Origin of the sequence: Paenirhodobacter sp. CAU 1674 (assembly GCF_029222945.1) — a bacterium.
Taxonomy (GTDB): domain Bacteria; phylum Pseudomonadota; class Alphaproteobacteria; order Rhodobacterales; family Rhodobacteraceae; genus Rhodobacter.
In genome coordinates this window covers 65839-88334 of sequence record NZ_JARHUH010000003.1, presented here as the reverse complement: position 1 = coordinate 88334, position 22496 = coordinate 65839, and the positions used below count along the sequence as shown (strand labels likewise).

The 22496-nt window shown below is 62.2% G+C and carries 32 protein-coding genes and 1 tRNA gene; 16 read left to right on the top strand and 17 right to left on the bottom strand.

Going from position 1 to position 22496, the window contains the following annotated elements; translation table 11 throughout:
* Position 1: 1 nt before the first annotated feature.
* The 17 genes from P2G62_RS04880 to P2G62_RS04800 form a co-directional block, all read right to left on the bottom strand.
* Positions 2–331, bottom strand: a complete 330-nt coding sequence (locus P2G62_RS04880) for a DUF2190 family protein (protein WP_275733757.1) — start codon at positions 329–331, stop codon at positions 2–4.
* 73 nt (positions 332–404) lie between these two features.
* Positions 405–2372 (bottom strand): prohead protease/major capsid protein fusion protein, encoded by a 1968-nt coding sequence (locus tag P2G62_RS04875; protein WP_275733756.1) that lies wholly within the window; start codon positions 2370–2372, stop codon positions 405–407.
* Positions 2359–3882 carry a phage portal protein gene (locus P2G62_RS04870; RefSeq protein WP_275733755.1) on the bottom strand — a complete coding sequence of 508 codons (1524 nt, stop codon included), beginning with the start codon at positions 3880–3882 and terminating at the stop codon, positions 2359–2361. The genes P2G62_RS04875 and P2G62_RS04870 overlap by 14 nt, the downstream gene beginning before the upstream one ends.
* Position 3883: 1 nt before the next feature.
* Positions 3884–4090, bottom strand: coding sequence for a hypothetical protein (locus P2G62_RS04865; protein ID WP_275733754.1), 207 nt, complete (start codon positions 4088–4090; stop codon positions 3884–3886).
* Positions 4087–6114, bottom strand: a complete 2028-nt coding sequence (locus tag P2G62_RS04860; protein ID WP_275733753.1) for a terminase gpA endonuclease subunit — start codon at positions 6112–6114, stop codon at positions 4087–4089. The genes P2G62_RS04865 and P2G62_RS04860 overlap by 4 nt, the downstream gene beginning before the upstream one ends.
* Complete coding sequence (locus P2G62_RS04855) at positions 6114–6749, bottom strand: hypothetical protein (RefSeq protein WP_275733752.1); 636 nt, start codon at positions 6747–6749, stop codon at positions 6114–6116. Before P2G62_RS04855 ends, P2G62_RS04860 begins: the two co-directional genes overlap by 1 nt.
* Positions 6750–6986: 237 nt before the next feature.
* On the bottom strand, positions 6987–7697 hold the full coding sequence (locus tag P2G62_RS04850) for a hypothetical protein (RefSeq protein WP_275733751.1): 711 nt from the start codon (positions 7695–7697) through the stop codon (positions 6987–6989).
* Positions 7698–8109: 412 nt separating this feature from the next.
* Entirely contained in the window at positions 8110–9921 is a 1812-nt protein-coding gene (locus tag P2G62_RS04845; protein ID WP_275733750.1) for a DNA primase family protein, read from the bottom strand.
* A complete protein-coding gene (locus tag P2G62_RS04840; RefSeq protein ID WP_275733749.1) occupies positions 9914–11038 on the bottom strand; it encodes a hypothetical protein in 1125 nt (374 codons plus the stop codon). Before P2G62_RS04840 ends, P2G62_RS04845 begins: the two co-directional genes overlap by 8 nt.
* Positions 11035–11355, bottom strand: coding sequence for a hypothetical protein (locus P2G62_RS04835; protein ID WP_275733748.1), 321 nt, complete (start codon positions 11353–11355; stop codon positions 11035–11037). The genes P2G62_RS04840 and P2G62_RS04835 overlap by 4 nt, the downstream gene beginning before the upstream one ends.
* Positions 11352–12041, bottom strand: coding sequence for a hypothetical protein (locus P2G62_RS04830; protein WP_275733747.1), 690 nt, complete (start codon positions 12039–12041; stop codon positions 11352–11354). The genes P2G62_RS04835 and P2G62_RS04830 overlap by 4 nt, the downstream gene beginning before the upstream one ends.
* The gene (locus P2G62_RS04825) at positions 12041–12280 is read right to left on the bottom strand and encodes a hypothetical protein (protein WP_275733746.1); all 240 of its coding nucleotides are present in this window, start codon (positions 12278–12280) and stop codon (positions 12041–12043) included. The genes P2G62_RS04830 and P2G62_RS04825 overlap by 1 nt, the downstream gene beginning before the upstream one ends.
* A complete protein-coding gene (locus tag P2G62_RS04820; protein ID WP_275733745.1) occupies positions 12280–12729 on the bottom strand; it encodes a DUF1937 family protein in 450 nt (149 codons plus the stop codon). Before P2G62_RS04820 ends, P2G62_RS04825 begins: the two co-directional genes overlap by 1 nt.
* A complete protein-coding gene (locus P2G62_RS04815) occupies positions 12726–13067 on the bottom strand; it encodes a hypothetical protein (protein ID WP_275733744.1) in 342 nt (113 codons plus the stop codon). The genes P2G62_RS04820 and P2G62_RS04815 overlap by 4 nt, the downstream gene beginning before the upstream one ends.
* A gap of 270 nt (positions 13068–13337) precedes the next feature.
* Complete coding sequence (locus P2G62_RS04810; protein WP_275733743.1) at positions 13338–13664, bottom strand: hypothetical protein; 327 nt, start codon at positions 13662–13664, stop codon at positions 13338–13340.
* Positions 13654–14013 carry a hypothetical protein gene (locus P2G62_RS04805; protein WP_275733742.1) on the bottom strand — a complete coding sequence of 120 codons (360 nt, stop codon included), beginning with the start codon at positions 14011–14013 and terminating at the stop codon, positions 13654–13656. Before P2G62_RS04805 ends, P2G62_RS04810 begins: the two co-directional genes overlap by 11 nt.
* A gap of 1 nt (position 14014) precedes the next feature.
* Positions 14015–14227: a hypothetical protein gene (locus P2G62_RS04800; RefSeq protein WP_275733741.1), complete on the bottom strand. Its 213-nt coding sequence runs from the start codon at positions 14225–14227 to the stop codon at positions 14015–14017.
* A gap of 83 nt (positions 14228–14310) precedes the next feature.
* Between P2G62_RS04800 and P2G62_RS04795 the strand changes: the two genes are divergently transcribed.
* The 16 genes from P2G62_RS04795 (at position 14311) to P2G62_RS04720 (ending at position 22495) form a co-directional block, all read left to right on the top strand.
* Positions 14311–14940, top strand: coding sequence for a S24 family peptidase (locus tag P2G62_RS04795; RefSeq protein WP_275733740.1), 630 nt, complete (start codon positions 14311–14313; stop codon positions 14938–14940).
* A 22-nt stretch (positions 14941–14962) separates the two neighbouring features.
* Positions 14963–15421, top strand: coding sequence for a hypothetical protein (locus P2G62_RS04790; protein ID WP_275733739.1), 459 nt, complete (start codon positions 14963–14965; stop codon positions 15419–15421).
* Between the two features lie 50 nt (positions 15422–15471).
* Positions 15472–15894, top strand: coding sequence for a hypothetical protein (locus tag P2G62_RS04785; RefSeq protein WP_275733738.1), 423 nt, complete (start codon positions 15472–15474; stop codon positions 15892–15894).
* A gap of 43 nt (positions 15895–15937) precedes the next feature.
* Positions 15938–16264, top strand: coding sequence for a DUF2628 domain-containing protein (locus tag P2G62_RS04780; protein ID WP_275733737.1), 327 nt, complete (start codon positions 15938–15940; stop codon positions 16262–16264).
* A 216-nt stretch (positions 16265–16480) separates the two neighbouring features.
* On the top strand, positions 16481–16687 hold the full coding sequence (locus tag P2G62_RS04775; protein ID WP_275733736.1) for a hypothetical protein: 207 nt from the start codon (positions 16481–16483) through the stop codon (positions 16685–16687).
* Positions 16684–17190 (top strand): helix-turn-helix domain-containing protein, encoded by a 507-nt coding sequence (locus P2G62_RS04770; RefSeq protein ID WP_275733735.1) that lies wholly within the window; start codon positions 16684–16686, stop codon positions 17188–17190. Before P2G62_RS04775 ends, P2G62_RS04770 begins: the two co-directional genes overlap by 4 nt.
* On the top strand, positions 17177–17608 hold the full coding sequence (locus P2G62_RS04765) for a hypothetical protein (RefSeq protein WP_275733734.1): 432 nt from the start codon (positions 17177–17179) through the stop codon (positions 17606–17608). Before P2G62_RS04770 ends, P2G62_RS04765 begins: the two co-directional genes overlap by 14 nt.
* 182 nt (positions 17609–17790) lie before the next feature.
* Positions 17791–17958 (top strand): hypothetical protein, encoded by a 168-nt coding sequence (locus P2G62_RS04760; RefSeq protein WP_275733733.1) that lies wholly within the window; start codon positions 17791–17793, stop codon positions 17956–17958.
* Positions 17959–17964: 6 nt separating this feature from the next.
* A tRNA-Met gene (locus tag P2G62_RS04755) sits at positions 17965–18042 on the top strand.
* Between the two features lie 52 nt (positions 18043–18094).
* On the top strand, positions 18095–18316 hold the full coding sequence (locus tag P2G62_RS04750) for a hypothetical protein (RefSeq protein WP_275733732.1): 222 nt from the start codon (positions 18095–18097) through the stop codon (positions 18314–18316).
* A 58-nt stretch (positions 18317–18374) separates the two neighbouring features.
* Complete coding sequence (locus tag P2G62_RS04745; RefSeq protein ID WP_275733731.1) at positions 18375–19283, top strand: DHHA1 domain-containing protein; 909 nt, start codon at positions 18375–18377, stop codon at positions 19281–19283.
* Entirely contained in the window at positions 19280–19663 is a 384-nt protein-coding gene (locus P2G62_RS04740; RefSeq protein ID WP_275733730.1) for a DUF2312 domain-containing protein, read from the top strand. The genes P2G62_RS04745 and P2G62_RS04740 overlap by 4 nt, the downstream gene beginning before the upstream one ends.
* Positions 19663–20505: a phosphoadenosine phosphosulfate reductase family protein gene (locus P2G62_RS04735; RefSeq protein WP_275733729.1), complete on the top strand. Its 843-nt coding sequence runs from the start codon at positions 19663–19665 to the stop codon at positions 20503–20505. Before P2G62_RS04740 ends, P2G62_RS04735 begins: the two co-directional genes overlap by 1 nt.
* Entirely contained in the window at positions 20505–21215 is a 711-nt protein-coding gene (locus P2G62_RS04730) for a hypothetical protein (protein WP_275733728.1), read from the top strand. The genes P2G62_RS04735 and P2G62_RS04730 overlap by 1 nt, the downstream gene beginning before the upstream one ends.
* The gene (locus tag P2G62_RS04725) at positions 21208–22290 is read left to right on the top strand and encodes a phage Gp37/Gp68 family protein (RefSeq protein ID WP_275733727.1); all 1083 of its coding nucleotides are present in this window, start codon (positions 21208–21210) and stop codon (positions 22288–22290) included. The genes P2G62_RS04730 and P2G62_RS04725 overlap by 8 nt, the downstream gene beginning before the upstream one ends.
* On the top strand, positions 22283–22495 hold the full coding sequence (locus P2G62_RS04720; protein ID WP_275733726.1) for a hypothetical protein: 213 nt from the start codon (positions 22283–22285) through the stop codon (positions 22493–22495). The genes P2G62_RS04725 and P2G62_RS04720 overlap by 8 nt, the downstream gene beginning before the upstream one ends.
* Position 22496 lies beyond the last annotated feature (1 nt).

Here is a 22496-nt window from a genome sequence, read left to right as displayed (position 1 = left end):
ATCAGATCGACCCGTTCAGGCGCAGACGGCCGGTCGCGTCCGCCGCGCCCGCCGCGGCAACCGCAACACCGACCTTGGTGTTGTCGGTCGCGGTGGTGGTGGCGACCTTGGCCGTATCGTCCCAGTAGATGTCAGCGCCCACCGTCCAGGCTTCGGAACCGGCCTTCGCCAGATCGATGACACCGGTCGTGACCAGCACGAGACTGTCGCCGATCGCAGCCGTGTTCTGCGCCACACCGAAAAGCGATCCGATCTTCACGCCAGCGCCGGATGCTACGGCAGCCGCAGCCGTCACGGCGATCAGATCGCCGCCTTGCACATAGTTCTTCATCTGATTTCTCCTGAATCAGGGAATGGAAACGGCCAGCTCCCGCAGGCCGTCAGTTCACCATGCCAGCGGCGGATTACGCGCCGGGGTTCTTGTAAAGGGTGCGGAAATCGAGCGGGGCAACCCCGGCATCGATGCGCACCTTCAGCTCGGCACCATCGGTCGTCCAGGCGTCCTTCTGCTCGATGTAGGGTTCCTTGATGCCATCGAGGTAGGCCACTTCGATGGTATCGAAGATGTTGCCGTTCGCAGCCAGATACCACGACACCGCCGAAGCCGCATCGAGACGCGCATCGGTGACGACTTCGGCCATGCCGGCCACCGGGTTGGTGGCGTGGCCCTTGTTGGCAGTGGGGTCCACGATCGAGTTCATCAGCTGCACCGCCATGGTTTCCAGCGCGGACGGCACAACCAGGTAGGCCGGGGCGATATTCAGCGCCGGGCTGTCAGCCTTGGTCGGGTCTTCCTTCTGGGTCCGCATAGCCGTGCGCGCAGCCGACAGGCTGGTGACGCTCAGCGCCGCCCCGGATGCAGCCAGGTTTTTGTGATTGGAATGGAACAGGGCCGTTCCGTCCGACATGGTCGGGTTGCCGGTCAGGATCGCATAGACCAGGTTTCCGATCGTGCGCTTGGCCGCCATGCCCATCTTGCGCGGCACCTCGGTAAGCAGCGACAGATCGTCGTTGATGATCGCCTGGCGGGTGATTTTCAGCATCTTGCCATAGGTCGCAAGCGCGATGGTCTCGCCGCGATCACCGATGGTGCCGTAGCTGTAGTTGGCGCCCTCGGCGACGCTCGGCAGCGACTCGATCAGACCAAGGCCAACGCGCTTGGTCGCCTTGAAGTCGGTCAGGGTGCCGGAACGGGTCCATTTTTCGAAGGTCTCCACAGCGGCTTCCCAGCCCTGCAGCGCACCCTTGCCCATGACATTCGCCAGGATATTGGCAAAGTCGCTGGTGGTATGCGAACCGGCCTGGGTGAAAGCAAGGCCGATCATCTGCATCCGGTCGGCGCCGGGCTTAGCCCCGCGCAGAACCAGCGACTGGCGCGCCAGTTCGGCCATGGTCATGCCCGAGAACTCGTTGCGCTCGCCATTCTTCAGCCCGCCCTTGGCCATCAGGGCAAGCGTCGCCCCCTGCACGAAGCGCTCGGTGGCATCCGCCGTCACCACAGCAGCCGCCGTCGCACCGCCGATCCCGGCCGTTGCGGCCTGACCACGTGCTGCGAACTGCTTGATGGCGTCAGCGCGGAACGCATCGACGGTCACGTCGCTCTTTTCAGCCGCCTGGATAACCGACTCTTCGATCCCAAGCGACGTTCCCGCCTCACGGATTGCAGCAACGCGCTCGCGCTCCTGCCTCAGGATGGCCGAGGCGTCGGGCGCCTGAACCAGCGTGGTCTGGGCCGCAACCGTCGACGAAGCGGCACCCTGCGTGTTTTCCTTCGACATGGAATTCTCCTCTGCGTCGATGGTTACATTTTGGCCGGCGTCGCGCGCCTGCACCTTCGCACCGGAATCTGCACCGATCGGCACCATCGAAATTTCGAAGGGCTCGACTTTGGTCAGGTTCCAGATCTCAACCGGGCCATTCGGCCCGTCCTCCATCACGGCCTCTGCCGCGCGGATCGCAAACCCCAGCGAACAGTTCCGCAGGATCTTCTCTTCGATGCGCTTCCAGGTTGTCGCGACATCATCCGCAGCGCTGAAGCGCAGGCGGGCGAAGCCCTTGCCATCCTTGACCCACGCCTCTTCGATGACGCCGATCACCTGGCGCGCCGAATAGTCCATGTGCGAATCCAGCACCGGCTGGCCCGGCATCTTGTCAAGCATGATGGTGTCTTCGCCCACCATGATGCGGGTCAGCACGCGCTCGCATCCGCGCGGCGTCTGGATGTAGTGCGGGATGATCTCGCCCGTGGTGAACACGACCTCGATCGTGCGCGCCTCCACATCGATTGAGTTCACGGTATTCAGATCGACCCGCTGGACGATCCGCGCACTCTCCAGATCAGCCGCAGTCAGCGCGCGCTCATGCTTTGCCATTGTTCTCTCCGTTGCTATCGAGGCGGCGTTCAGAACGGGCCTCTTTCCATGCCGCTTGTTCATCCAGCACGGCCATCGGGTCGCGCCCCTTGCGGGCAATCACTTCCTGATGGCTGGAAAGGCCTGCCTCGATCTCCTTGATCGATGCGGTCACGTCCTTCTGCGGATCGACCCACGGACGCTTCGGGCGCGTCCATTCCGTCGCAACCATCGGCATGTCTTGAACCGTGCCGTTCTGCTGACCCGCAAACATCACGCGGCGCCACGCCGGTCGCCCCATCTGCATGATCATCAGATCGTCCTGCCAGACATCGACAAGTCGTTCGAACTCGATCCGGCCTTCGCGCATGGATGAATAATTCGCCTGCGAAACATCGCCCGTGATCTGCATGTAGGTTGCGCCGATCCCCGCCGCGATCGCGTGCAGCCGCTCGCGCATATGTTCCGTCAGACCGGGCGATGCAGGCGGCGCGTTGAACTCGACGCCCCAACCGGGCCGTGCCTCGACGATCATGCCGGGCTGCATCCGCTCGATCGGGTTTCCGGATGCGTCCTTGACGATCGCCCCGGCATCGTCCGTCATTGGCGACAGGCTGCCGCCAGTGCCTTCGCCATCATCGTGCGAATTATTGATGACCATGCTGATGCAGGCTTCCAGCTTCTTGCGCACCAGCTCGGCCTCGGCCAGCCCTTCGACATCGTGCATCAGCGTCGCGACCGGTGCGAACCACGGAATTCCGCGCGCCTGCCCGGGCCGCATCATCTCGAAGATATGATCCACGAACTGCGCCGGAACACGACGCGATTCCAGGCCGCGCATCCCGGTGAAACGCTCTCCCGGGTGACCGTTGAACAGCCAGTAGGCGACGCGCTCGCCCCACTTGTTGAACTCGACACCCTGGACGATCCGACCACCTCCGGTCACGTCGCCGTTGCGGTTGTGGTCGAGGTAGTCGCCCTCAACCACGGTGCAGCGCCAGCGCATCCGACCGCCAATTTCCCGCGGCGTCCAGATCACCAGCGCCTCGCCGCCTTCCACCACGGATTTTGTCACCAGCCGCTGCAGCCCGTAGAAATCCGTTCTGCCGGTCGGATCGCAGTTCTCGACGAACTGGTCCCACTGTTCCTTGGTCTGCAGCGATACGGCCTTGCGGTCCCTCTCTTCCAGCCGCGACAGGTCTGCACGCGGACGAACGCCAGTGCCGGCCACATGCGCCGAAAGAACACGCAGCGCGCGGGAGGCGAACGGATTGTTGCGCGACAGATCCCGCGACGTTGCGCGCAGGAAAGGAAGTGCTGCCTGCAATTCTGTATTGGCCGATGTCTGAGGCCGTGACCATGCTGCGAACCGCCCACCAGTTGCTGCCGCATTGAACTTGTCGCGCCGCACATCACCAAGCAGGCGCTGCACATGAACAGATCGCGCTTCTGCGATCTGCAGGCGAAGCATGTCTTCAGCGCGCGTGGCGGCGACGCCAGGCGCGATTGCCTTCATCAATTGCTGGAACACATCAGCCCCCGAATGCGCCGATGCTCACGCGCACACTCGTGCCACGAGACTGGCTGCTCTTTACCCCGCGAAAATAGTTCAACGAGGTCATCAGCTCCTGCGTGCTGCGGTAGGTGATCCGCTTCCCGTCATACTCGACGGTCAGCTCCCCACTCGCCAACGCCTCCTCAAGGGCTGCGATTTTCTCATCTATGGTCGTTGCCATCACCAATCGCTCCCTCGTCCACCAAGCCAATCATCCGCTTGTGATTTGCGTTGTTTCTCTACCGTCACATTCCGGGCTGCTGGCACGGTCTCGGCCTTAACAGCAACGACCTGCGCCGTTGCGTCGAACAGGTCACCCTGCGGCTCTTGCGGCGCCGCTCCGCGCTCAGCCGCCAGCTGATCCCAAGCCGCATCCGTCATGTGCGACCAGCCTTTGCGACGCGCCGCAGCTTCGGCGTAAAGCATGGTGTCCAGGCCTTCGTTGCGCCTGGTGGGCTCGACCAGTTCCCAGGAACTTGTCACCACCCCGGATCGCGAGCGCTTCAGGACACGGACCTCCGAACTGATCATCCGGAAATACTCGTCCCCAAGCCCTTTCGCAAAGCTGCAGAACCCGCGCTCAGCAGGGTCCTCCTTCGGCAACCAGCCGTAGAAATCTGCCTTCAGCTGCGACACGTTCAGCATGTAAGCCCGCTTCTGCGAGCGCTTCGCCTTGCCGTCCTTGCGCCGCTCGAATTTCATCGGCGCCATCACCGGCCCAGATTGGCTTGGACTGCCCTTTACCAGGATCACCCGTGACCACGGATGACGCTTCGCAAATGACCAGACATCATCCGTGAACGTGCCGACGTCGATCGCCATCACGTCGAGCGGAAGCTTCAATCCAAGCTCTGTCCGCCACGTCGCCTTGAGTAGCGCATCGAGCGCTTCCCAGCACTCCCGTTCGCCAATGTGATGCGGGATCACGATGTAATCTACGCCCCACCGACGCATGTTCCGACCGAAAGCGGCGATATGAACTTCGGTTCGATCAGCCTGGCAGTCTACGCCGGCCGTCACGATCACGCCCGTCGCCGGAAGAACCGAACGCGGAAGGATCTCTCCATCTGGCGCATTCTCGACGCGATCGCGCAGCAGCTCCCAGTCAGGGCCCTTGGTCGCCTGTTCATATGGCAGCCCAAGGACATCGTTCCAGAATGTCTGTTCCGTCTCGGCTTCGACCTGCGCCTTGACCGCCTCTTCCGACTGCTGCGACACTTCCAGCCGCGTCCACCCCATCACCTGCGCATACTCAACCGCGATCGATGCCCAGTCCCGCTGCGGGGCATAGGCGCGCCACAGGTGAAACCCGGGATGGTCACCACGCGGATTGCGCGGCACCCATTTCCCGGCGCGCACTATGCGCTCCTTGTCGGAGTGCTCTATGGCAGTTCCGCAGGCCTCGCAGGTGAAATGCGCCGCGTGCAACCGCTCAGGGTCGATCGAGGCCTTGAAGTTCTCCCAGGTCAGCGGCGCCATGTTGCCACAATGCGGGCACGGAACATGGTAATATCTCTGGTCTGATCGCATGAATGCCCGCGTGATGCGGCATGTTCCCTTGATCAGTGATGTCGAGACCCGGAATATCTTGGCATCCTCGAAACCGGATGCACGGCTGACAGCAAGAGCCTCCGGGTCGCCCTTGTCTGTCATCTCGTACTTTGAAAGGTCGTCCATGACGACCAGGCGCCGCGACGTTCCAGTCAGGTCTGCCGGGGAACCGGCCGAAGCGACCTTGAGAGAACCATTCCGGTTCAGCGTCTCCTGGTTGAACTTCGCGTCCTTGTTGTCTCCTCCACGGCCATCGCCAAAGATCGCACGCAATCCAGGCGCCTGACGACGCATCGGTAACCACTTGTTATCGACCCATTCCGTCGCCGACGACATCGTGGGATGCACGACCAGAGAGTCGAGCGGCGTGTATTCATGCCACGCTCCGATGGTCGGCTGTATCAGCGAAACCGTCTTGCCCCACTGCGCAGATCCGCGAACTGTCACTTCCCGGCTCGGATGCTCCGGGCTCAGGCATTCGTGGATCTCGCGCAGGAACGCGAACCGGTCGATGTTGAACTCCCCAGGCATTGGCGAGCGCTCGTCGAAGACGATGTTCTCTTCGCACCAGCGCGTGATGTCAGGCGGCGGTGGCGGAAACATCGCGGCCGCCGCGGCGCGGGCCACGACAGCAGATGCCGATGACAGGAACCCCATCAGATATCCGCGTCACGCTCTACATCAGACATTTCCGATGCGTCTGCCTGATGACCAAGAACCACAGAGCGCTTTGTCCGGTGATCACGCCATGCATCGACCATGATCTTCCTGACAGCCTTGAAGTCCACACCCAGGCGATCTGCTACCATGCGCGATCCATCCCGCAGAACGACCTCGAATTCCGCAATCTCTTGCGCAAGTATTTTTGCAACATTGCGCTCCACCTCTGAGGCCAGAACATAGTTGCCTTCTTCCAGTTCATTTCGTCGACGAAGCGAACGCGCCTCTTCCTCGGCCTTGAGCGTCCGAGCCATCTCGTAACGATCTGGATCGTTCGTCAGCAGTTCTGTTGCTCCGGCGCCAGTCCTGCGCGCATCATCCCTAATCTGTTTCGACTGGTTGTTCTCGACGATCTCTGAAATGGCCTTCCGGGTATCTGCCCCGTTTCCAAGCATCTGCCCCTTATCGAGGACGCGACCAAGAGCATTTGCCACGCGCGCCAGGTCGAACCGACGGGCACGGCCATCACCAGAATAACACCCGTCCAGTTTGCCCTCCGAAACATACTGGCTGACCCGCCCCTTGCTGACGCCCAGATGGTTCGCAAGCTCGGTGGTGGTTAGGTTAGGCATGGCCTCAGCTTTGTTTAGGTTTTCGGTTTAGGCTTCCCAATTGGTTTAGAGATGCGAAACACATGCCCTTTGCGCCCCCGCATAGACTCGAATTTCAGGAAGGACCCAATTCATATGGGCTGGCATGATGCACCAATTTAAAGCGCCCGGTCGGGTCTGTTCCCGCCGGGCGCTATTCGTGATCATGGCAATGAATGTGCCCGAGACGGACTTAAGCGTCAATACCCTTTGTCCACATCACCGCAAATTCCCCTGCATCCGATCAAGGGCCGCACTCAGCGCGCCGCGCAGGGAATCTCTGTGCTCACCCTTGCATGCCCATCCATAGGATCTCAGCACCTCACTGAACGTCAGCCCACCAAGGCAAACGGCGTCGACCAACGCGCGATCCATGATGATGCCGCGCGCCGCACCGCCACGCTTTGATGGCCGCACACGCCTGACCTCCATTGCCACGCCAGCACCGATCCGCTTGCGCAGCGTGTCCAGCTCGCGCGCTTCGCTCAGCCGCACATCCATGATATCGCGCGCACCTCCACCACTGCCACTGCGCCCGGCTTCAAGCGATGACAGCTTGATGCCACCGGAATCGTGTCGCTCGACCAGGTTGCGATAGTGCCGCCCGATGGCGATCTGGCCCGGCGTGAGCGGAGGCACCTTGTCACCACGACGCCGCGCACTCTCCATCATGGCATCGAACACGTCAGCCGCGGCAAGCGCATCGCGGCCACGATATCCGGCAGGGTGCGCCTCCCAACCATCCACCCCCTTCGGCATCAATTCGACCGGCTGGAACACCCAAAACGCACCTCGCGCTGGCGCAGGCTGGATCGCAGGGCCACAAGATGCAGGCGGCATCGCTGCAGCCTTCAGGTCTGCAACGCGCTGATCCTCTGCTCTCAGTCGCTCAGAACCGAGTTCAAAAGTTTTTGACCGCCAGTTTTCCATGATATTGTGCCCTATGCTCTCTTTCCGCCTACATGTTGAATTTAGATCGTCTTGCGTGGGAGGATAGGGAGGATAGCCGTCAGAAATGGGAGGATAATCAACCAAAACTGCGCTAATCCTTTTCCCGTTATTTCAATGACTTGCTTTCCTATTTGGGAGGATAGGGAGGATAGGGAGGATGATTTCATACTATCGCATATGAGAGTGTCAAAACCCTCCGCCGCCTCTGTCTCGCGCGCGCATATGCGTAGGTCGGATTTATCCTCCCTATCCTCCCTATCCTCCCAAATTGCACCGCAACCATCTGACAACACAGCATTTCCCCCGAACCCCCAGAGACGCGCCATCCTCCCACGCAGCGCTGTTATCCTCCCTATCCTCCCGATAATGACGACACAGAGGGCGTGGGAGATCATGCCTCATCCTCCACGCGCGCGCGCAGAACACGCCCCTGGCTGTCGCGCGGGGCTTCCCTGAACCGCTTTCCGAACACATCATTGAACCTGACGCCGTCGTAACTCATAGTGCTGGATTTTCGCTGCGTGAACCCCTTTCCCGTCGTCGGGCTCTTCCACCGCTTCGACTTGTCCTTGAGTTTGAGCGAGATCGTCCGAGGTTGCCATTGACCCTCGCCGCGATCGTCCAGCCAGACGTTGAAGGCCTCACCCAGATCGCGCGCGCTTACGGTGTCATAAGGCTCGCCACTGACGACGCAGCAGGCTTCAAGGAAGGCACCGACAGGGTCGCTCTCTTCCCGGAACTCGCGCGTGGCATTCAGGACGGCCGCCGGTTCCTGAAGCCCACCTTCAAGGTAGGCCAGCAGCCCCTCTATCAGCCAGTTCAGAATGCCGGACCGTTCCTGTTCGAACAGCTTTCGCCCGAGGTTCGGGTCGCGCTCCGCCTCCGGGATCTGCACATCGAAAGGCACCAGCATGACCCGGCGCCAGATGCCGTCATCCGTGCCCCGGATCTCTGGCTTGTGGTTGCCGCTGATCGTCAGCTTGAACTGCGGTCGTACCTCGACAAAATCGCTGTGCAGGGCGCGCACGAGGATCGGCTCACCACCCGTTAGTTCCTTGATCAGACCTTCCTGGAAACGCTCACCTTCTTCCGGCTCTGACGCCCGCACCATGCGCGCGCCGATCAGCGGCACCAGATCAGGCGTGGCGTCAGACCCGCCACGCTTGTTCTTTCCGGTCAGGCTCTCGATCTTGGCTGTAGCTGAGTAGTCACCCATGAGCCGGGCTATCAGATCGACCAGAACAGACTTACCGTTCGCGCCGGACCCGTAGAAGAAAGCCAGCTTCTGCACGAGGATCGAGGTCATCGACATGCCAAGCCATCGCTGCAGGAAGGCACGCATCTCGGCGTCTGGCTGGATCTGGCGCAGGAACTTGTCGAACCTCGGCGCCTTGGCCGCAGGATCATAGACCACCGGCATCATCTTGGTGAAACGATCAGCGCGATCGTGCGGCACCAGCTGCACGTCAGCGACGATTCCTCCACCATCCTCCCGACAATCAACGCGGGTAAAACGCAGCACGCCGCTTTCCGTGTTCACGTCCAGAGGCGCCGCATCCAGATCGTCGATATGGACCGCCATGCCGATTCCGCCCTCAGTCAATGTCGCATCGATCCGCGCCTTGTTGCCCGAGCTGCGGGCGAAACTGCGATGCTCTCTGCGCTTCGACGCCAGCGTCTTCTTGATCCCGTCGATCGAGCGCAGCTTGGCCTCGATCTTGTCGATCTGACCGGCTGCCTCCGCATCCGGATCGTCTGGATCATTCGCCTTGCCATCCAGATCGCGGCGCGCCGCCCGCAAACTGTCCTCTTGTGCCAGAAGGTCCATCTGACGCTGATCCAGCGTCAGCCACGGAATCTCTGCCTCTATCAGCCCGCTGATGCGCTGCGAATACTTCCGCACCTCGATGTCGTCTGCATCCTTGCGCCAGACGCGACCTGTCCATGTAAACCACCCAACGCGAGGCACCCACATGACATCCTGGCCGAAATGCGTGATGAAACGCTGCCCGTTTCCGTAATCATTCAGCGGAAAGGCTGCACATGCCTGCACGATGGGAGGATCAGCTTCACCTGAAACAGGGGGGGCGGGGGGAATCTCACCATCCTGATCACCATCGGCATCGGCGCGCAGATCCTCTGGCAGGTCCACATCCTCGGCTTGAGCCATCACAGCGCGCACATGGTCAACACCATCATTCATTCCCCACCCCCATAAGCACGTCATTCAGGTCTTGGCCCTCAGCAACCGGAACGATCTGTCCGCGCAGCCCGGGCCGCAGCGCCATCGCGCGGCGCAGCCCGCTTTCCAGCTTGGCCCGCGTCAGCCGCGGTTCGCTGTCGCCATCCTGAATGAAAATCAGCCGCCGCACCCAGGCGGGCGGCACAAAAGCCTCAGCATCGTCCATGTCCGGGATGCCAGCGTATTTCAGACCTTTTCCGAGCTTGCGCTGGCCGGCCATGTTGCCCAGATCGACGCCACACCAGTAGGCAGCACCAGGCACGGAATCCGCGACCATCGCAGACAGCGTCGTCTCGATCCCTTCGGCCATGATCAGCGTATCGGCGCCTTCGGGTGTGCGCAGGCGGATCGCACCACCCTTCTTGACGCCCAGAACCTTCTTGGACGGCCATGCCTCACCGGCCTTGCCCTCGACAGGCAGGACGAGCTTTCCCTTCGGTCGCGACAGGTCGATCCAGGTGCGATGCACCGCGCTCAGACATCCTTCGCGATCCAGAACACCGGCAACCATGGCCGGGCCACGATAAATTTCGCGCCATCCAGATCCATCCGGCACCATGTAGCGCGCATCCGGCTGGTAGCGAAGCGCTGGCGGCATTACCGGCATCATGCCCGGAGCGATCCCACGGCGCTCCAGATAGCGGGTGACATCGGTTCCATCGGCCCGGTAACACCCACCCCAGATTGCAGCCGCCGTCCGCCGCACCTCAGCGCGGTGACGCTCAGCCTCAGCCGCGCGACGGCGTTTGTGTTCCGCTGCCTTTTCAGCCCGATACGCCTGTTCCGTGGCGGTCAGTTCCTGGCGCGGCCCGCACAGCCAATCCAGAGCCTGCGGGAAGGTCACGCCCCGCACGAACATGACGAGATCCAGGGGACCGCCCTTTCCACCGCATCGGCGGCAGTTGAACACGTTCTTGCGGCTGTTGATCGAGAACCGATCTGTCCCGCCGCAGACGGGGCACGGCCCGCAGCGCTCGACATGGCCTCGCCCCAGATCCAGCTCCAGCATGTCTGCCACGTCGAAGATGGGATTGGCATTCGCTTCGGCCGGCCTTGGATCATCCGGGAACCTGCTCATAGCCTGCCACCAGACGTCTTGCGCATGATATCCCATGCACTTGCCATCCTGGACTGATGCATGCGCTCCAGGACAAACTGCGCGCGCCGCCGCGCTGCAGCGTGATCTGTGCTGTTCTGCGCGGCGATCAAGTCACGCGCCACGTCGACGAAATCTCCCATCATGGGAACAGCTATCGTCGCCTTCGGCAGCGTTTCACGCAGGACACCAAGCGCCAACTGGCAGCGGTCATCGCTTGACCAGATGTGCGATAGCAAACCGACACCATGCACGATGACCTGATCCGCCGCAGTTTGCTGCGTTGGCATCATACTCATAGCAGCACCCCCTGACCCGGATCGCTGACCTCACGATAAAGACGGCGGCGCGCCCAGGTGTTCGGCCCAAGCGCCGGGCGGTTGCCGTCCCAGACAAACCATGAATTGCGCTGCGGCGGCGCACCGTGGCCCCGGAAGTCGATTTTCCAGCAGCACAGATATTCGATCGACGGCGGGTGATCGTGCAGCAGCTGGTCAAAGCCATTAATCCGTGCGGCCGGCCAATCCGCGTTGAGCAACAGCGCCACATATCCGGCGCCAAGATCCAGCGCATGGCGCAACCACCGACCATGACCATGCGCGGCATTGATCTGGTTATAGGGCGGATTGGTGATCTGGACGGGCGCCCGGGGCACCGCATAATCGAGGAAGCTGCGCAGCTCGACATCCGGCCAGCCGCGGTCGACCACATCACTGCCAAGAACATCGAAGCCGAACTCAGCCAGAACCCGGGCGATGTGTCCCGCGCCCACCGCTGTTTCCCAGACCAGCTCGCCATGGGCGCGGATGAAGTCGATCTCGGCAGCGATGAAGGGCCGCGTGGCGCTTTCGGGCGTCGGGTCGAAATCCAACGGATCGCGCTGATCAGCAGAAGGCGCCGCAGCGAAATCTCCAAGGCCGAGCTGGCGCACATCGCGCTTAGCCCGCATCGCCTGAAACAGCGGCTTTGCAGATGGCGCGGCCATCACCGATACTCCCTCCACTCGCTGTTACTGATAAGCCCGGCTGTGTACGCCTTGCGTGCCAGATTTAGCCACGTCAGGCCGAGCGCCCGCGCCCGCAGCACAACGGCCCATCGCGTGGCAGAGTCACCAATTCCACGGTGGAAATGCACCCACCACACCTCTGCCAGCTCGCCTTCGCCCATGCGGGCGATCTCTGCGGCGCGGTCATCGACATCACGCATCTCGGCGCCACCGGCCATCACAGCGCCTCCCCGATCAGCACCGGAACCTGATGCGCCATCGCCCACTCGATCTCGGCACACACACCGCGCGACCGCGCCCACCCTGGCAACGGCGGCACATAGACCAGCCCGCAGGCCGAAAGCAGCGGCATGCACCATGCGCTCCAGAATGCCTGATCCAGAGGGTCCAGTGCGCGATCGGCGTGGCACGCATCCGCCGCCATCACGATTGGCGAAATCGCTGTCACACCGGCCCGCGCCAGCCGCCCGATCTGGGCCGCGGCAACGACTGATGCGCGCATCGAAAGCCCCCAATCCAAGGAACCCGCCACCACGACCTCACGGCTGTATGGCGTGGCCAGATAGACGGCCCGCCCACCGCAGCGCGCGGCCACATCCTCGACCGTCGCGCCGATCAGCACGCCATCCGACCCAAATGCACCCATCCAGTCCGGCCGATCCGTCATGGCGCACCCCCATTGCCACGCGCGGCCCGGTCCATGCGCTCGATTTCGGCAATCAGCAGCGCCGCCGCCTTTACCAGCATGCGGCGCGGCGCGCAGGGCTTCCACCAGCGCGCAGACCACGGCCACGACCCGGACGCGCGCAGATTGCACGGGTTTATCTCCGGGTGCCGCGCACAGGTCACAGCCGCCCGCAGGTATTCATCCGCCGCCTGCGACAGCTGAAACCCGGTATGGCGGTCATCGTGCGTGTGGAAAAACCCCTCCCGCGTGCGCTGGCCGCGGCGCTCGTCCAGAATATCCATCTCTGCGGCACTCAGGCGATAGGGAAGCTTGGTCATGTCCGCACCACGCTGTCAGCCATCACAAAACCCTCACGGAAAAAACGGGCGAGGCGCACCCCGCCCGAGGTCCAACAGGAAGGCGCGCATGACCCGGCGCGGGCGGGATAGTTGCGCGGCGGCAAGGGGAGGAGTGATGCGCCGCCGCGCCATGACCGGCATAGGGGTGGTGCCGGCCAAACCGAATAAAATCGGCGCGACGGTCGAGCAGACCCGCCGCGCCAGGTGCCGGGCCCGCAATCGAGCAGGAATCAGACCCGGAGAAATCCATCACGCGCACCTTGCGCCGATCTGCGCAGACGTGGCGCCACGACCGCATGTTGCCGCATGACGCGCCCACGCGGCCTCGGCCATCCGCGCGCCAATCGTGGTGACCTCATAGATCCGATCGCGATCTTTCCGGCCGCTCTCCACCAGCAGCTGGTCACCGATCAGACGGCTGATCCATGCGAAAACGGCGCCATGATCGGCCCGCGGGAACAGATTGTCGATCTCGGCGCGCGTGCGCGGCACCGCACATCCACGCGCGCCATGCCAGAAGATGCGCAGATCTGATGCGCGCGGGTTGGCACTGGAAATCACGGCCTCACGCACCATCCCGCACCCCCAGAAACTGCGCGAACTCCACAGGCCAGGTGATCGCGGCCAGCGCCACGCGGTCCCCGCTGGGGCGACACGACCCGTCCCACCAGTTGCAGGCGGTCTGGAACGTCACCCCGAATGCCGCCGCGCAATCCTCGCGCGACCCGAACAGATGCACCATCAGCGCCCGCCAGCGGTTGGCGAAATCCGCGCGATAGATCGCCGGATCGGCCAGCCAGCCATGGGCCCGCCGATGCGCCGCACGCCCCCGCCCACGACCGTCCAGAACATTGGCGCAGGACATTTGCGCCCGCGGCGCCGCAGGTTGCGGCGAGGAAGTCGAAATCAGGAAGGGTTTTTTCATGTCAGGCCACATCTTGCTGGGCCGCCGTCTCGGGCGGCGGGTTGTTTTCCATGAATTTCCGCAGCCGCTCGGCATCCTCGGAAATTTTGTCTGCCTTGCGCTGCAGGCGATCAAAGAAACGACTGTTTCCAAGCGCCCGAACACCAAGCGTCGAAGGGCTGATGCCAGCCCTCTCGCAATACTGTCTGATCTCGTCGAGAAGTGCGTTGTCCATGCCTATGCATATGGCCAATTGGCAATACCCGTCAAGGCCAATTGGCCAATAGACACCAAGTGCGCATAAGGATTTTGTTGGGCATGACCAAAAAAGCCTTTGCCACCATAGTAGTAGAAGCCATGGAGAGGCGCGGGATCAGCGCCATGGATCTGCATCGAATGTCCGGCGTCAGCTATGACGTTATCAACAAACTCAAACACCGACCGGAGTCATCCACCAAGGCGGAGAATGCGCGCAGATTGGCTGCCGCGCTTGATCTGGAATGGTCAGATGGCGACAACAGTGTTGATAACAAAAACGAAATACAGATGGTCGACGTCTATGACGTTTCAGCCAGCGCCGGGCACGGCCAGATTGTCGATAGCGAATATGTCATCGACCGGCTGTCATTCCCGCCGGACTACCTGGCGCGCCTGACGCGCACCGATCCGCGCCACCTGAAAATCATCGGCGTCAAGGGTGACAGCATGGAACCCACGCTGAAGGATGACGACGTGGTCATGCTGGACACGTCAAAGACCAGCTTGGATTTTGACGGCCTGTTTGTGCTACGCTGGGGCGACGCCCTGCACGTCAAACGCATCGGGCGCGGCAGCAATGGCAGCGTGCGCATCATCTCGGACAACCGCGATGCCTACCCAGCGATCGAAATGCAGCGCGCAGAGATCGAGGTCGTCGGCAAGGTGATCTGGATGGGCAAGAAAGTATGATACATCAGCCAAAGGAATCACAATGAAATTCATTCGCGGAACGATCAGAACAATCATAGGCGCCATGTTTGGCTTTCTGGCAATGCTTGCCATGATGCCGGCCTTTGCGGCATTCGACACCGGAAACGGGAAAGCATCATCCGCCGCGTGGGCAGTCGCGATCATCGGTGCCATTCTCGGTATGCTGGCACCCAACATTCGGCGCAGCTTCGGGCGCGGGTTCCTGCTGGTTGGTGCTGCCGTTTTTGCCCTTCCGATCAGCACTCTCATCCTTTCCGGTCGCGTTGCCAACGACACTATTGCACAGGCATCTACTGCAGATCATGGGGCCGCGGTGGCCGGGGCAGGACTTGCGGGGATCGCAATGACAGGTGCAGCAACATTCATCGGCCTGATCGTCGGGTCTATCCTATTGATAATCGGCTTGATCCTATCTTTGGGCGGGCGCCGAGAGGTCATCATTGTCGAAAAGGCGAAATGACCATAGATAGCGCCGCCCGCTGAACAGCCCCCAAAACAAAGGACTGATCAATGCCCGATGAGGAGAAAGACGTAATCGAACAAATCGACGCGACTTTTGATGACGTTGCAGAGGCCATCACGCCGAGGGCAACGCCATCAGACGTGATCCCCGGGGGGATGCCCTTCGCCAAGTGGCGCGGCAAGATTGATCTCGGTGGAGATGAACTGGACGTTTACGTGCTTGACACAGAAGACCGTGTCATCGCTCTGCGCAGTGCGGTGAAATCCATCGCCAATGCAGACAGTGTGGACCTGGCCAAGTTCATAGGGGTAAATAGCCTAAAACCCTTTATAAACAGTGACTTAATCCTGGCCGAATTGGTGGGGTTTTCGATCCCCGGAACGCAGTTCACAGGGCGTGGAATGACCACCGAACACTTTGAACTTATCTGCCGTGGCTACGTGCAGAGATCGATGTCGTCGGCAAAGTGATCTGGATAGGGAAGAAAATATAACCGCAGCAAAGGGGCGCTACATGAACGATACACACACCACCATACCGCGATACCAACGCAGCGATGCCGACAACCTGGCATCAAGTATCGCGACGGCAGATGACCTGACTCGCAGATATGATGAATCAACTGGGCTGAGCTGGCTCTGGGCCTTTCTGTTCGGTCCGATCTATTTTGCAGTGCATGGCTTCTGGGGGCGCGCCGCGATCGTGCTGATCCTGAACTTTTTTATCATCGGTTTCTTCGTCGCCCCATTCATGGCCTACCCGGCGTGGCGAAAACGCGCAGAAGAACGCGCCGACCGCGCAATGATGACCGCAGCGCTGCTGAACAACGCCGCCCGCTGAACAGCCCCCAAAACAGATGATCAGCCCCGCCTGGCGCGGGGCTTTTTCATGCGCGCAGGTTAGGTGATTCTCTACGCAAAAATCTCCACAAATCAACAATTGGCCAATTGTCCACTTTTCGGCTTGACGAAGTTTGCCAATTGGCCATAACTTGCCACCCATCACCACCGCCGAAGACGCCACCCGGCAGATCGCGGTCAACCGATGGAGGCAACCTTGATCACCAACTCCCTGACGACCCCCTGGGCCCTGGCCATTGTCACCAATCCCGCCCGCGCCGCTGCCGTCGGTATCATGCGCCGCCGCGCCGCATGGCACGCGCTGATGGCCGCCCGCGGCAAGCGCTGCCATTTTCCCGGGCCGCTCTGCGGGGCCACGATGGCGCAGCCCGGCCACATCACCGATCCCGGGGCCGCGTCGTGACCGGCGCGCAGAATGATATTCCCAGTTGCGACCTGACGCGCGACGATCCTGCGGAAATCCTGCACGAGTTCCTGTCGTTCTGGCGCGCCCCGACGCGGGTCGAGCTTGGCCTGTGGGTCGCGGCCACCGCACAGATTGACCGCGACCTGCCAGCGACTCTGGGGGAGTGGCTCAGAAGCGCCGACTGGCGCCCGCAACCGCGGGAAATCATCGCGCTTCACGACGCCATGAAAAACCCTCACAGCATGCGGTCCATACTTGTGCGTGCAGCAATGGAGTATGGCGTCGCAGTATCCGACATCACCGGACCCAGCATGACGCAACATGTGTCCAGTATCCGGCAGCAGGTGATGAGTGACATGCGCGCCGCAGGATACACGCTTGGCCAGATCGGGCGGGTGCTGCAGCGCGACACCAGCACGGTGCAGCACGGCATCAAAGCGCACACCTCCAGGGTACGCACCACCAGCAGCAATACGAGGTCCAGCAATGACCTGCATTGATGCGACACAAACGATCCGAAACCTGCTTGCGCGCCTGTCCGCGGCGCATCCGTCGCAGCGTGCAGACATGATCCGGGCCGAGATCATTGCACATGGCGGCGACGCAACGCTGTGGCCGACTGGCGATCAGACAAACCTGCCGATGGCTATCGCACTCCACGGCATCAGCGAAACCGGGCCGACGATGGACATCGCCGTCTGCCGCTGGATCACCGCCGCATTCGAGGCGACGCTGCGCAGCCGTCACACCACCATGGCCAGCGCCGTCCTGCGCAGCGCAGACGCCAGCACCGCGGATTGCGCCAGGGCGTGCCATGACATCATCGCGGGCGCGCGCGACCACGCCGAGGTCATGCTGGCAACCGAAATCCTGCGCGCGATGCGGCCCGACGAAACGGCGCGGCCCGGCGCCCCCTGATCAAGACACCCTGCGCGCGATCTAAAACGGGGTCGCAGCTCCCAGCAGCCGGTGCTGACAGAGGCGCGACAGGGGTGAGAGGAAGGCTCTGAAGCACCGGAAACGGGCCCGCCCCGGGCCAGAGCGGCGCCAACGCCGCAGGGGAACAGCCAATGACGCAACATGACAACCACGAGGACACCATGACGATACTGCTGATCTTCTTTCTCGTGATCTGGGCCGCCGCGACCGCAGCCTATGTCTCGGTCGGGTTTCAGGTCGCGCTCGCAATTTTTGACATAGGTCTCAGCGTCATATGGGCAGGCCTGACGATCTGGATCATATGGCTGCTCTATCGCGACCGCAACTGACAACCACCGTGCGTAGCGCAGCCAGGTAGCGCGGGGCGCTCATAACGCCGCAGGCCGCAGGTTCGAATCCTGCCGCACGGACCAAGACATAACCATCCGCGCCCGGCGGATCCGGGCAAAACGCAAGGAGACACCAATGATTAACAGCGAAGCTGACAACCGCACCGAAAACAACGCCGTGCGCCACAAATACCGCACCCTCACCGACCAAGAGAAAGCGCAGATGGTGGCGATCAAAGACCTTGGCGCGGCCTTCCTGGCGAAATGCGACGAGATCGGCACGAGCCGTGAGCTGGCGATCGCCAAGACGAACGCAGAGCAGGCGGTCATGTGGGCCGTGAAGCACGTCACCGCCTGACCTTCTGGTGACCGCCCGCGCGCCGGGCGGCATCCAGAGTGACATAGGATAGGACATTATGACAGATAACCGCACCATCTGCATCTACCACGCGCATTGTGCCGATGGCTTCACCGCCGCATGGGCCGTGCGCGAGGCGCTTGGTAATCGCGTCGAGTTCATCCCGGCAGGCTACGGCGATGTGCCTCCTGACGTGACCGGCGCAGACGTGATCATCGTGGATTTCAGCTACAAGCGACCGGTGATCGACGCCATGGCTGAACAGGCGCGCTCGATCCTTATCCTAGACCATCACAAGACCGCCGAGGGCGATCTGTCGCATCTGCTAGAGCCTCCAATTCAGGATCACCCGTCATTCAATTACGCGGATCTGCTGGCGCATATCGAGGCGGACCCGGTCGAGAATGTTTTCGCCATCTTCGACATGAACCGCAGCGGTGCGCAACTAGCTTGGGACTTTTTCAATGAAGGCGCCCGCCCTATGCTGGTCGAGTATGTTTCCGACCGCGACCTGTGGCGGTGGGCGATGGAGGACAGCCTCGAGATCAACGCCGTCATCGGGTCGCATGACCTGACGTGGCATGTGTGGGATGATCTATCCGCGCGGATGCAGGCCGATGAAGACATCTGGATGATGTCAGCTGAGGGCGCCGCGATCATTCGCTATCAGGACAAGTTGGTGCGTCAGATTATCGACACGTCAATGCGGCGCATGGAAATTGCAGGCCACTATGTCCCTGTAGCAGCCGCACCCTATGCGCTGGCCTCTGACGTGGCCGGAACTTTGGCCGACGGTGAGCCATTCGCCGCGACCTATGTCGATGGTCCAAAGGGCCGCGCATTCTCGTTGCGATCGCGCGGCGACGACGGCCTCGATGTCGCGCAGATCGCGGCGAAGTTCGGTGGCGGAGGGCATCGTAATGCTGCCGGATTCCGCGCACCGCATGACTGGGAGGGCGACGCATGACTGTCACCGCAATCACCCTGCACAGCAACGGCGGCAGCGTCACCGCCCCGCCCGCGGATTTCGAGGCCGCGCTGGAAGAGCTGCGCACCGCGGGCAAGCCGCCGATGAAGGAAACGTCCGAAGATCGGCAAGTGCGCGACGCGGCCTATGCCGTGGCCGCCGACGAGCTGCGCCAGTTTGTCGAACAGTTCGAACATCTGGAAGCCGAGAAGCGCGACATCGCCGACCATCAGAAGGACGTGATGGCCGAGGCCAAGGCCCGCGGCTACGATACCAAGGTGCTGCGCAAGATCATCGCGCTGCGCAAGCGCGACAAGGACGATCTGGCCGCGGAAGAGACGATCCTCGAGATCTACAAAGCCGCGTTGGGGATGGTGTGATGCGTGAGCACTTCATCTTGCCGCATGGAAATATACAGATTGCATTCAGCGGCGGCAGAACAAGCGCCTACATGCTTCACCACATCCTTGAGGCGAACGGCGACCTGCCGGATCGCGTCAAGGTCACGTTCCAAAACACCGGGCGCGAAATGCCTGAAACGCTGGACTTTGTGCAAGAGTGCGGCGGCAGGTGGGGTGTCAACATCGTGTGGCTTGAATACCGCGCCATGGCGCCATTCTTCGGGCGTGTAAGCCACAACAGCGCGGCCCGAAATGGCGAGCCTTTCGAGGCCCTGATCCGCAAGCGCAAGTTCCTTCCAAACCAGAACGCCCGCTTCTGCACGACGGAGCTAAAGGTCCGCACAGCAAAGCGCTACCTGCGCAGCCTTGGGTGGGACTACTGGACGAATTGTGTGGGCCTGCGTGCCGATGAGCAGCGCCGCATCAAGCCAGAAGGCGTGAATCTTGGAGACCGCTGGACGGTCTGGCAGCCGCTGAACAACGCAGGCGTGTCGAAGATGGATGTTTCCGCGTTCTGGACGCGCCAGCCGTTCGACCTGCGCCTGCCAAACGTCCGCGGAAACTGCTGGCTCGGAAACTGCGACGGATGCTTCCTCAAGAGCGAGGCAAATATTGCGGCGCTTGCGCGGGAATACCCAGATAGGGCCGTTTGGTGGGAGGACATGGAGGCCATTGCATCCGAGTTGACCAGCGGCACCGGAGGCAAATGGTCGAAGCGATACAGCCGCCGTGAGATGCGCGAATACATGGAGCGGCAGGGTGACTGGGCGCTCTCGACGGATGGCGCACTCTGCCAGGCTGACGGTGGGGAGTGTATGTGATGCGCGTCCTGATCTGCTGCGAAACCTCGGGCGTGATGCGCCGGGCATTTGCCGCGCGCGGGCACGATGCCTGGTCGGTGGATCTGCTGCCCGCCGAGGATGGCAGCAACCGCCACATCACCGGCGATCTGCGCGATCACCTGGCCGATGGCTGGGATCTGCTGACGGTCATGCATCCGCCCTGCACGCGCCTGTGCAACAGCGGTGTGCGCTGGCTGACCGAGCCCTCGAAACGGCTGCCCGAGACCTACGCCGCCCACGAACGCGCGGCCTTCGCCCGGATGAGCCGGGACGAACGGCTGGCCTTCCTCTGGTATGACCTGCAGCGCGGCGTCGATCTGTTCACCGCCTGCTGGCGCGCGCCGGTTCCGCGCGTGGCCATCGAGAACCCGGTGATGAACCCGCACGCCCGCGCGCGTCTGCCCGCGGATCTGCCGCGCCCGCAGATCGTGCAGCCGTGGTGGTTTGGTGAGCCGTTTTTCAAGGCGACCGGCTTCTATCTGCGCGGACTTCCCCGGCTGACGGAAACGAACCGCCTCACCCCGCCGTGCCCAGGCACCGAAGCGCACAAGCAGTGGTCGGCCGTCCACCGCGCCGCACCCGGGCCGGATCGCTGGAAGATCCGCAGCCGGACATTTGAGGGCGTGGCGAATGCCTGCGCAGATAAATGGGGCTGGCATGCACAGCAACAGGAGGCCAAGCATGGCTGACAACACCAACATCGAATGGACCGATGCGACCTGGAACCCGATCACCGGCTGCACGCTGGTGAGCGAGGGGTGCCGCCATTGCTACGCGGCGACATTGGCCGCGACACGACTTAAACACCACCCGAGCCGCGCCGGTCTGGCCCGTATCAACGCGGCTGGCGAGGCGAAGTTCACCGGAGAGGTGCGCTTCAACGCCAAATGGCTCGACCAGCCGCTGCGCTGGCGCAAGCCGCGCCGGATCTTCGTCTGCGCGCATGGCGATCTGTTTCACGAGTCAGTTCCAGATGAATGGATCGACAAGGTCTTTGCCGTGATGGCGCTCTGCCCGCAGCACACGTTTCAGGTGCTGACCAAGCGGCCGGATCGGATGCGGGAGTATGTTCTTGGGGCGCATTGTGATGGCGCTCGCAGGTTTGCAGTCGCCGACGCCGCAGAGCAAATCGCAAACAACTTTCCGGTCTGGGACGGGAACGGCTATCGGCTTTGGGATGGCTACGCTGGCAAGGCGTGGGACCAGAAAGTTACTGCCGTCTTGACTGGCCCGCAATGGCCCATGCCAAACGTCTGGCTCGGCGCCTCAATCGAGGATCAGACCACGGCAGACGAGCGCATTCCACTCCTGCTCACAACGCCCGCCGCCGTGCGGTTTGTCAGTGCGGAACCGCTGCTTGGGTCGGTTGATCTTCGCATTGTGCAGGCGCGCGGATCATCGCGTGTACAGAACTGCGTGACGGGAGGGTCATTCTCCGAAACGAGCTTGGAGCGTCTTCCAGATGGGCCCCGCATCGACTGGCTCATCGTCGGCGGCGAGAGCGGCCCGCACGCGCGCCCGATGCACCCGGATTGGGTGCGCAGCATGCGCGACCAATGCCAATCGGCTGGCGTGCCGTTCTTTTTCAAGCAGTGGGGCGAGTGGGTTGGTGCGGGCCCTGGACGCATCTCGCAGCAAGGCTGCACCGGCCTGCACGGATGGGGAGATGGGTGTTACTCTATGCGCACCGGCAAGCGCGCCGCAGGCCGCCTGCTTGATGGTCGCGAGTGGAACGAAATGCCGGAGGACAAAAGCAATGGCTGATCGCACCACCCTGACCATCCGTGACGACCGGGCGCCGGAAATGCGTATCACCCTGCCCGCACCGCCCTGCGGGATCGAGATCCGCCCAGGCGCGCGCAACGAGACCACGCCCCGCGGCCCGATGATCCGGGCCCATACCCCGCGCCCTGCGCGCCCGCGCCTGCACCCGCTACAGGTGGCGCTGCGCGCGATGATGGAGAACTGAC